10 protein-coding genes are annotated in these 12,630 nt (G+C 63.6%); 4 read left to right on the top strand and 6 right to left on the bottom strand.

Annotated elements, in window-relative coordinates; genetic code table 11:
* Positions 1-29: 29 nt before the first annotated feature.
* The 4 genes from E4S58_RS13020 to E4S58_RS13005 form a co-directional block, all read right to left on the bottom strand.
* A complete protein-coding gene (locus tag E4S58_RS13020) occupies positions 30-1,007 on the bottom strand; it encodes a zinc transporter ZntB (RefSeq protein ID WP_136636878.1) in 978 nt (325 codons plus the stop codon).
* Between the two features lie 98 nt (positions 1,008-1,105).
* Positions 1,106-1,768 (bottom strand): CatB-related O-acetyltransferase, encoded by a 663-nt coding sequence (locus tag E4S58_RS13015; protein ID WP_205965391.1) that lies wholly within the window; start codon positions 1,766-1,768, stop codon positions 1,106-1,108.
* A 182-nt stretch (positions 1,769-1,950) separates the two neighbouring features.
* A complete protein-coding gene (tuf, locus tag E4S58_RS13010; RefSeq protein ID WP_136636877.1) occupies positions 1,951-3,126 on the bottom strand; it encodes an elongation factor Tu in 1,176 nt (391 codons plus the stop codon).
* A 102-nt stretch (positions 3,127-3,228) separates the two neighbouring features.
* Entirely contained in the window at positions 3,229-3,828 is a 600-nt protein-coding gene (locus E4S58_RS13005; RefSeq protein WP_205965390.1) for a hypothetical protein, read from the bottom strand.
* A gap of 153 nt (positions 3,829-3,981) precedes the next feature.
* On the opposite strand from E4S58_RS13005, the gene E4S58_RS13000 reads away from it, so the two are divergent.
* Both E4S58_RS13000 and E4S58_RS12995 read left to right on the top strand, forming a co-directional pair.
* Positions 3,982-5,385, top strand: coding sequence for a cytochrome P450 (locus tag E4S58_RS13000; RefSeq protein ID WP_240789559.1), 1,404 nt, complete (start codon positions 3,982-3,984; stop codon positions 5,383-5,385).
* A gap of 90 nt (positions 5,386-5,475) precedes the next feature.
* The gene (locus E4S58_RS12995; RefSeq protein ID WP_136636876.1) at positions 5,476-7,293 is read left to right on the top strand and encodes a putative bifunctional diguanylate cyclase/phosphodiesterase; all 1,818 of its coding nucleotides are present in this window, start codon (positions 5,476-5,478) and stop codon (positions 7,291-7,293) included.
* On the opposite strand, the gene E4S58_RS12990 is transcribed toward E4S58_RS12995, so the two are convergent.
* Entirely contained in the window at positions 7,278-9,494 is a 2,217-nt protein-coding gene (locus E4S58_RS12990; protein WP_169052672.1) for an ATP-binding protein, read from the bottom strand. The two genes, E4S58_RS12995 and E4S58_RS12990, sit on opposite strands and share 16 nt — an antisense overlap.
* 125 nt (positions 9,495-9,619) lie before the next feature.
* Complete coding sequence (locus tag E4S58_RS12985) at positions 9,620-9,982, bottom strand: response regulator (RefSeq protein WP_136636874.1); 363 nt, start codon at positions 9,980-9,982, stop codon at positions 9,620-9,622.
* A gap of 84 nt (positions 9,983-10,066) precedes the next feature.
* Between E4S58_RS12985 and E4S58_RS12980 the strand changes: the two genes are divergently transcribed.
* The gene (locus tag E4S58_RS12980) at positions 10,067-12,481 is read left to right on the top strand and encodes a CheR family methyltransferase (protein WP_240789558.1); all 2,415 of its coding nucleotides are present in this window, start codon (positions 10,067-10,069) and stop codon (positions 12,479-12,481) included.
* Positions 12,439-12,630, top strand: a complete 192-nt coding sequence (locus E4S58_RS18040; protein WP_240789557.1) for a hypothetical protein — start codon at positions 12,439-12,441, stop codon at positions 12,628-12,630. The genes E4S58_RS12980 and E4S58_RS18040 overlap by 43 nt, the downstream gene beginning before the upstream one ends.

Raw genomic sequence — 12,630 nt, 5'->3', positions numbered from 1 at the left:
CGTCGCGCGATTTCCGGGATCTTCCCCCGTCACAGCCACCTGGCCCGGCGCAGGATCGCGATCTGGATCAGCACCACGATCCCCAGCCCGCCGCAGACCAGCCAGAAGGCCATCGGATTGTCGGCCCCCGGCATGCCGCCGACGTTGATCCCCAGAAGGCCCGTAAGGAAGCCAAGAGGCAGGAAGATCGCCGACAGGATCGACAGGATGTACATGTGCCGGTTCAGCCGGTCCGAGATCTGGCCCGAAAGCTCTTCGCGCAGGACCGCAAGGCTGTCCTTCATCTCGTCCAGGTTTTCCACCAGCCGCACCAGTTTTTCCCGCGCCTCGCGCATGTGGCGGCGGTCGACGTCGGAAAAGATCTCGAAATCATCGCCTTCGAGCCGCTGCAGCGCCTCGCGTTGCGGCGCGGCGTGGCGGCGCAACTCGATCACCTGCAGGCGCATCGCGACAATCCGGTGCCGCAGGTCCTGGTCCGGGTCGCCGATCACCTGGGTTTCCAGCGCATCGGTTTCCGCGTCGAGATCCGCGATCATCGGCTCGAGCCGCGCGTTCAGCAGTTCGGCCAGCCGCGCCAGGAATTCGCCTGCGGTCTCGGGCCCCTCCCCCGCTGCGATCTCAGTCGCGATGTCTTCCAAGGCGCGCACCCGCTGACGCGACAGGGTGACGATCCGTGCCCGTTCCGCCCAGATGCGAATGGCAACCATGTCCTCGGGATCCTTGCCCTCGTTCAGGTTGACGCCACGCAGCACGGCAAGAACCCCCTTGCCGATCCGGCTGGCCCGGCTGCGGGTCGAGGCCGTGGTCAGCGCCTCGGGGATCGTTTCGTCCAGGTAGGGCATGTGATCGGCGATCCAGTCCTCGGCCTGGTGGTGATCGGCCTTCAGATGCACCCAGCCCAGGGTATCTTCGCGCAGGGTGCGATCGATGTCGTCGCCGCTCAGCTTCTGGCCGCTTTGCGGGCCGTTCAGCGCATAGGCGAAGAGGATGGGGCTGGCGTCGGGCATGGTCCTGTCCTGGGCTGCGGGTCGGGAGGGTCAGATTAGGGCATCGGCCCGGCGGGGAAAGGGAAAACCACGCCGGGCCGCGCCGGTTGGGTCGCGACCTAGACCACCGCCCTGAGCGCGGCGACATCCCCCGAGGCCAGCAGCGGCACCAGATCGCGCACCTCCTCGGGCGGGCGGTCCCACCAGGCCAGTGCATCGAGCGCCGCGCAGGTGTCCTCGTCGAACCGGCGGCGGACGACCCGGCCGGGGTTTCCGACCACGATTGACCAGTCCGGCACATCCCGCGCCACCACGGCACCCGCGCCGACGATCACGCCATTGCCGATCGTCACGCCCGGCAGGATCATCGCATTGTGCCCGATCCAGACGTCATGACCGATGCGCGTGTCCTGCCCCCGCGCGAATTCCTTCGCGAAATAAGGCATCTGGTCGGGATCGAACACGGCGAAGGGATAGGTCGTGAACCACTCAAGCGGGTGGTTGGCCGAAGAGGTGATGAACCGCGTGCCATGCGCGAACTGGCAATAGCGCCCGATGTGCAGATGCTCGGGCCCGCCGGGATGCAGGTAGGGCGCGATCCGGGCGGCATAATCGGTCACGGGGTCGAAATCATTGTAATAGGTGAAGTCGCCCACGTGGATATTGGGATGGTCGATCACCGATTTCAGCCAGACCGTATTCGTATAAACGGAACCGTCAGGCAGGGTTAGGGGATGGGTGAGGGTCGCGTCCATGAAGACGCTGTCGGGGGATACCGGCATTCTGAACTCCTGTCATTTCGTGAGAAAAGGGAAATTCAGTTACTGGTCCACGGCACCCTCCATCGGTTGCCCCCTAGGTAAGGCTCGTGGCGCGCCGGGTCAAGGAACGGCAAAACGCCGCCCCGGAAAGGGCGGCGTTTCAGCTTTACGTAGGGTGCGTGCTGGCACGCACCGTCCGTCGATCACTCGACGATCTTGGACACGACGCCCGAACCAACGGTCCGGCCGCCTTCGCGGATTGCGAAACGCAGGCCGTCTTCCATGGCGATCGGCGCGATCAGCTCAACCGCGAACTTCAGGTTGTCGCCGGGCATGACCATCTCGGTGCCCTCGGGAAGGGTCACGGTGCCGGTCACGTCGGTGGTCCGGAAGTAGAACTGCGGACGGTAGTTCGCGAAGAACGGAGTGTGACGGCCGCCTTCTTCCTTGGTCAGGATGTAGACCTCGGCTTCGAACTTCTTGTGCGGCTTCACCGAACCCGGCTTACACAGAACCTGGCCACGCTCGACCGCTTCACGGTCGATACCACGCAGCAGGGCACCGATGTTGTCGCCAGCTTCCCCACGGTCCAGCAGCTTGCGGAACATTTCCACGCCGGTGCAGGTCGTCTTGGTGGTGTCCTTGATGCCGACGATTTCCAGTTCGTCGCCGACGTTCACGATGCCACGCTCGACACGACCGGTCACAACCGTACCACGACCCGAGATCGAGAAGACGTCTTCGATCGGCATCAGGAAGGGCTGGTCAACGGCACGCTCGGGCTGCGGGATGTACTCGTCCACGGCAGCCATCAGTTCCTTGATCTTCTCTTCGCCGATCTGCGGCTCGGTGCCGTTCATGGCGTGCAGGGCGGAGCCCGCGATGATCGGAATATCGTCGCCCGGGAAGTCGTACTCGGACAGCAGTTCACGGATTTCCATCTCGACGAGCTCGAGGAGTTCCTCGTCGTCGACCTGGTCAACCTTGTTCATGAACACGACCATGGCGGGGATACCGACCTGACGGCCAAGCAGGATGTGCTCGCGCGTCTGGGGCATCGGGCCGTCGGCTGCGTTCACGACCAAGATCGCGCCGTCCATCTGGGCGGCACCGGTGATCATGTTCTTGACGTAGTCGGCGTGGCCGGGGCAGTCGACGTGGGCGTAGTGACGCGCGTCGGTTTCATATTCCACGTGTGCGGTGGAAATGGTGATGCCGCGGGCTTTTTCTTCCGGTGCGCCGTCGATCTGGTCGTAGGCTTTGAAGTCACCGAAATACTTGGTGATCGCCGCCGTCAGCGTCGTCTTGCCGTGGTCAACGTGACCGATGGTGCCGATGTTGCAGTGCGGTTTGCCGCGTTCAAACTTTTCCTTACCCATCTTCCTCAGGAGCCTCGTGGATTGGGGGGCCGCCAGAGCCCGGTTTTACTTCGGCGGCGATGTAAGGGGTTCGGGACGATTATTCAAGCCGCGAACGGAATGTTAACCCTCGGCGACCGCCGGTGCTGGCTCTTCGGTCACGGTCGCGGCGGCGGCAGGCTTGGTCTCTCCAAGGCCCGGGAACCATTCGGGATTTTCCAGCATCCAGGTCTGGATCACCTTGGCCGCGTTGCGCGACAGGTTCTGCATCTGCTCTTCCTTGGTCTGCGTGATGCCCGACCCGACAAGCGTGTCCCCGGTGAGGGATTCGAACACGGTGAACTGCTTGGCCTCGGAATTCAGCTTCTTGCCCAGCGCGTCATCCCACAGCGTCACGCGGATGATCAGCACGCTTTTCGGCGACACCACCAGCGGCACCCCGGCGGGCGCGATCGAATAGCCTTCGACGGAAATGCCGATGTGGTACAGACGGTCGCCCTCGTACCGCCCGAACCGCTCGGCCACCGCGTCGGTCAGCGAGGCCACCCATTCTTCCTGCGTCGCACCACGCGACAGCGCCGATTGCCGCGCCTTCGAGGCGACGACGACATTATGGCCCAGGCGGAAGTTGCCCAGATCGGCCGGAGCCTCGTTGAGGTCGGCAGTGCTGGTGCAGGCCGCAGCCAGCATCAGAAGCATGAGAGCGGCGATATGACGGATCATGCGGGGCTCCTTGAAGCGCGTGAACAGGCTGAACCCGGATAGACGATGCCCGCCGCCGTTGCAAATCCTTCCCCACGCTCGAAAGTTGCCGTCCCGCCCCGCCGCACCTATCTTTTCCGAACCACCCCCGCCCGTCCGCAGCCCGAGCCGCCGATGACCGACACCGCGATGCACCCCGAAACCGCCCCTCTGGCCGAGCCGGTGAAGGCCCCTCTGGTCACCCGGCCACTTGGCCTTTTCGGCAGCCTCAGGGCCGCCCGGGCCAATCTGCTGGACATCCTGCCCGAGCTTGCGGTGCGCCAGCCGATGGTCTCCGGCAAGACCGGTGCGCGCTGGCACATGGTGATGGACCCGACCGCGCTGCGGCGCGTCCTGCTTGAGAAGGTCGAAGACTATCCGAAGTCCGTGGTCACCAAGAACCTGCTGCGCCCCGCGATCGGCGAAAGCCTGTTCATCGCCGAGGGGCCGCATTGGCGCTGGCAGCGCCGCGCTGCCGCCCCGGCCTTTTCGCCGCGCAACATTGCCAACCTCGCCCCGGTCATGACCGCCGCCGCCGAAGCCGCCGCCGACCGCATCGCCGCCGCCAGCCCCCGCGCGGTCAACGTCTATGACGAGATGGTGCGCACCACCTTCGACGTGATTTCCGACACGACGCTGTCGGGCGAACAGCATTTCGACCGCGCCGCCATGCACCGGGCCATCGACAGTTATATCGATGTGGCCGGGCGCGTTTCCCTGTTCGATATCATTGGGATGCCCGGGTGGGTGCCCCGCCCCGGACGCATCCTGTCAGGCAACGCCGTCACCCGCATGAAACAGGTCGCCGATGACGCCATCGCCGACCGGCGCAAGGGCCAAGGCCGCAGCGTGCCCGACCTGCTGGACCTGTTGATGGCCGGGCAGGATCCCGAGACCCAGCGGCAGATGCGCACCCCCGAAATCCGCGACAACCTGCTGACCTTCATCGTCGCGGGGCACGAGACGACGGCACTGACCCTTGGCTGGGCGCTCTATCTCTGTGCCTTTGCCCCCGACATCCAGCGCGCGGCGGCCGAGGAAGCGCGCGGCGTATTGCAGGGACGCGCCGCCACGATGAACGACCTGCCGAACCTGCCGCTGACCCGCCAGATCGTTGACGAGACCCTGCGCCTCTATCCCCCCGCGGGCCTGCTGTCGCGCACCGCCCGGGCCGCGGACACGCTGTGCGACCGGGAAATCCGCCCCGGCGATACGGTGATGGTCCCGGTCTATGCGCTGCATCGGAACCGCCTGCTGTGGGACAAACCCGATGCCTTCGACCCGGCGCGCTTTGCCAATGGCACGCCCGTCGACCGTTATGGCTATCTGCCCTTCGGCGACGGCCCCCGCATCTGCATCGGCATGGGGTTTGCCCTGCAAGAGGCGGTCATCATCCTGTCGACGCTTCTGTCCCGCTTTCATTTTCAACAGGTTGAGGGGCGCAAACCCAAGCCCGTGATGATCATCACCCTGCGCCCCGAAGGTGGCGTCTGGCTGACGGCGACCCCGCATGAGCCCCGCCACCGCACGGTTCGTTAACAGATCTTTAAGCATTCTGACCAAATGATGAACGCTCATGCCGATTGAGGTATGATCCCGATACCGGCGCTCGCATAGGCAGGGGATGCAATGACCGTCACGATCACCGACGACAGCACATTCGACATCGAACTGACCGGCCGAGAGCTTGAACCTCTCATGTCCGTCATTCGCGAAACCGCACAATCCGCCACCTCCGCCGCCGCCACGGCGGTGCTGATCTACAGCGATCCCACCGCGGATCGCAGCCACCCGATCACCCTGACCGATGAAGGACCGATCGACCGGGCGCTGCAGGAATTCTGCCTCGACACCGATCAGGACGATCACGCCGAGACCGCGCAGCGGTTCAAGACAGGACGCCCCTGCCGGACCCGGCAGGTCCGGCTGCATGGCTCAGACTACATCCTCGTGGTCTTTCCCTTCGCCGGGCAACGCGACCGGTCCCATGGCGTCCTGGCCTTCGCCCTGCACGCCGGTAACGGCAATCTTCAGGCCACCGTCGACATCTGCAGCCACATGACGCGCTGCGCGGAAATGATCTGGACGGCGCATGATGGCCTGTCCGACCTCGCGCTCGAGGTGGTGACCCTGGCCAACCATGCCGCACGCCTGCAGCGGATCGCGGAAATCGACCCGCTGACGCAGTTGGAAAACTCGGCCTCGTTCGAGGAAAAGGTGCGCTCCCGGCTTGAAAGCGGATTGTCGAATGCGGCCTTCGTGGCGCTGGATATCGACCACTTCAAGCTGATCAACGATCTGTATGGCCACCAGTTCGGGGACCTGTATCTCAAGACGATCTCCCGTGCGCTGCGCTCGGCCTTTCCCGATGGCAGCATCATCGGGCGGCTCGGCGGGGATGAATTCGGCGTCCTTACCCCGATCCCGTCCAGCGGGCGCCCCTATCTCGAAGGGTTGCTGACCCGAAGCCGGACGGCGATCCAGCGGGCCAGCGCGATGCTGGGCAAACCCGATCTCGGCAAGATCAGCATCGGCGCCTGCCAGTACCCCGATCATGGCGAGGATTATCCGACGCTCTATGCCCACGCCGACGCCGCGCTCTATGCCGCCAAGGAATCCGGGCGCAGTTTCAGCGCGATCTACCAGCCCAGCCAGCACCGCCGCTACAACAGTGCCGACCTGTCCCGGCGCTTCCACGCGGCCGTGGCGGATGGTGATATCCGGCCTTACTTCCAGCCCGTGGTCGATCTGAACACCGGCGCCTGCAGCGGGTTCGAAATCCTCGCGCGCTGGCGCAGCAAGTCAGGACAAAACCTCGAGCCGTCCGAATTTTCGGCCATCTTCCGCGACCATACCATGGCCGAACTGATGACCCGCACCGTCATGCATGCCGCCTTCCGCGACTATGCCGACGCCGTGACCCCGACCGGCCTGCCGCTCAGGCTGGCGCTGAACGTGACCTTCTTCGACCTAATGAACCCCGAGTTTGCCTTCGAGGTTCAGCATGCCGTGGCCGACACCGGGTTCGACTGGGCCCGCCTGACAATCGAAGTGACAGAACAGACGATGCTGGGCGAACCCAACGGCCAGATCTTCAGATCTCTCAAGGAGTTGCGGGCCCGTGGCGCGCTGATCGCCCTCGACGACTTTGGCACGGGGTACGGCGGGCTGCGGCACGTCGCCAACTGGCCCGTCGACATGGTGAAAATCGACAAGTTCTTCGTCGATGGCCTGGCCGGAGGCGACCGCGATCGCGCCGTGCTCGAGGCCGTGCTGTCGATGTGCGACAGCCTGGGGCTGACGGTCATCGCCGAGGGCATCGAGACCCAGCAGCAGATCGCGACACTGCGGGCGCTTGGCTGTCCGCTGGCCCAGGGATACGCCTTCGACCGGCCTCTTTCGGGGGCCGACCTGCGCACCTTCCGTCAGACCTACGACCTGTCCTGATCGGCCCGCGCAAGCCCGGATACCGTCTGCGACAGCAGGCCCAGATTGACAGGTTTGTGCAAGACCGGCCCCGGCAGATCGGACGCATCCCCGACCGCCCGGTCGGATGTCACAAAGATCACCTCCAACCCGGGATGCCGCGCCTGCGCGGTTTTCGCCAGCACCACGCCGTCCATCTCGCCCTCGATCCGCAGTGCCGTGATCAGGACGTCGAACCGCCCCTTGTTCTCAAGCAGGTTGAGTGCATCTTCCGCATCCGCCGCATCCGTCGCCAGCGCATTCAACGTGGTCAAGGACGCACGCAGCATGCCCTTCAGCGTCTCGTGCCCTTCCACGATTAGGATCTGGATACCGGTCAGATCCACGGGTGTCGGCCGGGGCGGCAGCTCCTGCGGCGAGGTGTTTCGGGCGACCGGCAAGGTCAATTGCGCCACGGCCCCGCCGCCGTCACCGATCGAGAGCTCCAACCGGCCACCGGTTTCCCGCGCGAAGCTGTCGATCAGGGCCAGACCGAACCCGGTGCCGCCGACCGCGCCCCGCGTGGTGACCTGCGGTTCCTTCAGGTGCTCGATCAGCGCGGGGTCGAATCCCGGCCCATCGTCGGACACGCTGAGCGTGACCTCTTGCCCGACACGCCGGACACGGACCGCGATCGCGCCCCGCCCGGCACCTTCGACGATCGCATTGCGCGCGTTCAACACCAGGTTCAGCAACGCCATTTCGATATCCGTCGGATCACAGGTCACGGCGATCTCCTCCTCGGGGAGGTCGCGCGCCAGGACCACGCCGCGTGGCAGACCGCGTTCGGCCAGATCCGTAGCGGCGATTACCGCGGCCACGATGTCGAAGGTCCGGCGGAGCCCGGAGGAAGTGACCGAGAGCCGCTGCAGCCGTTCCGCCAGGTCCCCGCCCCGCCGGCAGGCATTCAGGATCGTCGCATATTGATCGGGAGTGCTGGTCGGCGCGATCAGTTCGGCAGTCCCCACGGCCAGCTTGATGATCCCGAAGATATTCGTGACCTCGTGCGCGACGCCCGAGGCCAGCTGCGCCACGGCGTTCATCCGTTCCGTCTGCGCCATGGTCGCGCGCAGCGTCCAGGCGTCCGTCATGTCGTTCACCGAGATCACTCGCCGACCGCTGCCGAGTGCATCAAGTCCGGCGTCGAAGGCCATGAACTGCAACACAAGTTCCTTGCCGTCCGGCCGTCGCCAGGCCGCCATGACCGCCCCTTCGCCCCATTGCGCCCGCCGTACCGGATGGGCGTTCCCGGTCAATTCAGCGCCGCTTTCAAGACCCCGGAAATCTGCCGTCTTCAACCAGGTGCTGGCGGACTGGTCGCCGATCAGGTCGTGCAGCCGCGGGTTCGTCAGAACCGCCGCGCCGTCCTCCCCCAGCACGACCACCCCCGTGTCCAACCCTTCCAGGATCAGCTCCAGCATCTTGAGGACCCGATTTTCCTGCTGGCCCAGACGCTTCTGATAAAGCGCGACACTCAACACCAGCGACAGGGTCACGGCCGTCAATGCAACGGCCAGCAGGGCCAGCCGGGCCTTCGGACCGATCCATCCCATGTCGGTCATATGGTCACCCGCCAGCGTCAGGCCGATCGGAACCAGCAGGGCGGGTGCCATGAACCGCCGCGCCATCCGCCCCTCGGGGTTCGAGGAAAACAGCACCTCGACCGCAGGCACCTCGTGGTGCAGCAACAAGCCCGACAGCGCCAACAGGAACACCGCCCAGGACGTGTGGATCGACAGCCCCCTGAACAACGAATATTGTTCAAGTTCCTGGACGTCGAACAGGAACGCCACGACCCCGCCCAATGAAACCGCGATCGCCGTCAGCAAAAGCACGAGCGGCAGCCGCCGGGACAGGTCCATGATCTGCGCCGCCCCGATCAGCGTCACGAACACGGCCGTTGCGATGGACATGCGATCACCGGGCGCGTCCGGCGACAGGTTCAGCATGAAGATCACCTGGTTCACCCACGCCAATACCGGGGCGGCGATGGCCAGGGCACGCGCAGTTCCCCCCGCCGCAGGCGCCGCGACGATCAGGATCTGACCAAGCGCCAGCGCCAGGAAACACGCACCGGTGACCGGCACCATCGCCGCCATGGCGTCGCCACCGCGCACGAGGAGAGTCAGCCCGAGGCCCCACCCGAGCAACAGGTTGGCAACTGCCAAGACGAGCACAGCCATGGCGAGCCACCATGACCAAAGGCGCGCCAGCATTTCCGGCGTGCCGTTCGCTATAGGTGGTGCGACCGTTACCATTTCCCCCTACCTGTCGAAACATCGCCGAAATGCAATTCGCCCAGAAACGCTTACGTCACGTATTTCAGGATCGTCGCGTTGATATCCTGCAGAGATGCAGATTTCCTTAACACAGCCCGCGCCATGCGCAGACCATCCTTCAATAGCGGCGTGTCGAATAGCAAGGACTGACCCGAAATGACGACGATCGGCAGGGTTGGGTCGACCGCAAAGATCTCGTGTACAAGTGTAACTGCTCCGCCACCGGGCATGACTACGTCCACGAAAACTATGTCGAATTCTCGGTCCTCGAGCAAAACGCGCATCTGATCTGCCGACGACGCAACGGAAACTTCGTGGCCAAGCATCTCGATCCCGTTTTGAAAAACAGAAAGATATTCAACGTCATCATCCGCGATCAAAACTCGGGGCATCTTATTCTTCCGGATTGTTTCAACTTTCGTTTGCCGCCGGGGCAATGCCGTTTATGATGCGTTAGCAACGAACGGCTTTCCCCTATGAATGGCAAAACGGCACAGAACGGCAAGACAATTCCTCTCGTGGGGCTCGGCGCATCAGCCGGGGGTCTTGAACCGCTTGAAGAATTCTTCAATCTCGCGCCCGTCGACGCGGGGTGGTGCTTTGTCGTGATCCAGCACCTATCGCCGGACTACCGGTCGATGATGAAAGCCATCCTGGAACGCCGCTCGACCCTGCGGATCCAGCACGTCGCAGACGGTCTCTCGATCGAACCGAACACGATCTACCTGAACAAACCCAGTGAATTCGTACGACTTGACGGCGACACGTTTCGAACCCAGGCCTATGACGATCCGGACACCCTGCCCCACCTGCCGATCGACTACTTCCTGAATTCCATCGCCGATCGTCCGCCGGAATCGACCGCAGCCGTGATCCTCTCGGGTTCGGGGTCCGACGGCGCGCGCGGGGCAACGGCGCTGTTCGCGCAGGGCGCGGCCGTCTTCGTGCAGACGCCGACCGAGGCCGATTTCTCGTCGATGCCGCAGTCGATCCTCAAGACCGGAGCGGTCAGCCGGATCATGTCGGCCGCCGACATGCCCCAGGCGATCCGCGACTACTTTTCAACCGGGAAGACTGACCAGCAGGAGAACCAGCTGGACACGGCGAAAATGTCCGAGGAAATCCAGAGACTTCTGAAAGACCACACCAATCTGGACTTCAGCGCCTACAAGCCCGACCTTGTCCAGCGGCGGATCGTGCGTCGACAGGAACTGCACGGCTTTCGAAACGTCGAGGAATATCGCCAGCTGCTTCTTGCCAACCCCGCCGCGCTGGACGAGCTCTACGAAGACCTGCTGATCGGCGTCACCCAGTTCTATCGCAACCCCGAGGCCATCGCGGCCTTGCGCAAGAACGTCCTGGACAAACTGGTCGCGGCCAAGCAGGACGACACGCCGATCCGCATCTGGATCCCTGCCTGCGCAAGCGGTGAAGAAGCCTATACGATCGCGATCGAACTGAGCGAAGCGATCCGCGCGGCCAAGTCGTCGTGCCGGTTCAGGGTGATCGCGACGGACGTGCATCGCAGGTCCATCGACAAGGCCTCGGCCGGGCTTTTCGATGAAGAGGCCCTGGCCAAGATGGACCAGTCCCTGCGGGATCGCTATTTCCTGAAACATCGCGACCAATACGTGGTCGATCCGTCGCTGCGGCAGAAGCTGATCTTCTCGGTCCATGATGCGCTGGCCGATCCGCCCTTCATGCACCTTGATTTAATTTCGTGCCGCAACCTTCTGATTTACCTCAATACCGAACCCCGGTCGCGGATCATCTCGATGTTCCTGTTCGGGCTGAGCAAGGACGGCTACCTGCTGCTTGGCCCATCCGAGACCCTTGGCAGCTATGCCGAGGAATTCACCAATGTGAACGCCCGCTGGCGCATCTTCCAGAAAAGTTCTCACCGGCACGGGCATCGGCGTTTCTTCCTGACCGATCGACCGCGCGGCACCCCGAGACGAGAACATGCGCCCGATGCGATCCCTACCGTCCCCCGGCTCAATCATATGACGTCCCCCCAGATCAACGAACCGCGCAGCCGTGACCTTCTGATCCGCAGCTACAGCGCGCTGCTGAAGCGTTACGCGCCCTCTTCCATCCTGATTTCGGCCGACGGCCGCGTGCTCAATTGGTTCGGCGCGGCCAGCGCATTTATCGACACGCTGAACAACCTCGCCGACTGGACGATCGAGGACATCGTGCACCCCTCACTGCACTTTGCCATCAACGTCGGGCTTGAGAAGCTTCGCAGAAATGCGATGGAAAGCTACAATCGCAAGGTGAAGGTCGAATTCGACAATTCCAAGCCGCAGTGGTGCAACCTCACCATCGAACCGCTTGAATACCAAGACAATCCTCAGTTCCTTCTGATCTCGATCAAGCTGGACGAAGCGCCTTACACCCTGGACGGGACTAATGAAAACCCGACATCCGTGGTCACCGATGACGCGGCGATCCTGTCGCAGCGCATCACCGAGCTTGAGCGGGACCTGCGCCTGACCGAAGAGACCCTGCAGCAGGTCACCGAACGCCTCGAGGCCAGCGGTGAAGAGCTTCAGGCCTCCAACGAAGAGCTTCAGGCCTCGAACGAGGAACTGCAGGCGTCGAACGAGGAACTGCAAAGCTCGAACGAAGAGCTTCACGCAGTCAACGACGAGCTGGTGAGCGTCAGCGCGGAACACGAACTGAAGATCGAGGAACTGTCGGACCTGAACTCGAACATGGATCTGGTTCTGAACAAGCTGAAGGTCGGAGTCATCTTCCTGGACCAGTCCGGGCACATCCGGCGTTTCAGCCAGCTGATGTCGCGGCGTTTTCAGCTGCAGAACCACGATATCGACCGGGCCTCGACGTGGTCGGCCCCCGGTTCGACTTCGTCAACCTCAAGCGCCTGACAGATGAAACCCTGAACACCGGCGAAGCAGGGTTCGCGACCGGCGACTACGACGGCATGTCGATCGAAATCGAAAGCCACCCGATCCTGTTGCAGGACGACGCCATGACAAAGAACGGGGTCGTCCTGATTATCCGGGGAGTGGACTGA

It is taken from the genome of Pseudooceanicola onchidii (genome assembly GCF_004959925.1).
Taxonomy (GTDB): Bacteria; Pseudomonadota; Alphaproteobacteria; order Rhodobacterales; family Rhodobacteraceae; genus Pseudooceanicola; species Pseudooceanicola onchidii.
The sequence above is the reverse complement of the archived record's forward strand: the minus strand, read 5'-3'. Positions and strand labels throughout refer to the sequence as shown.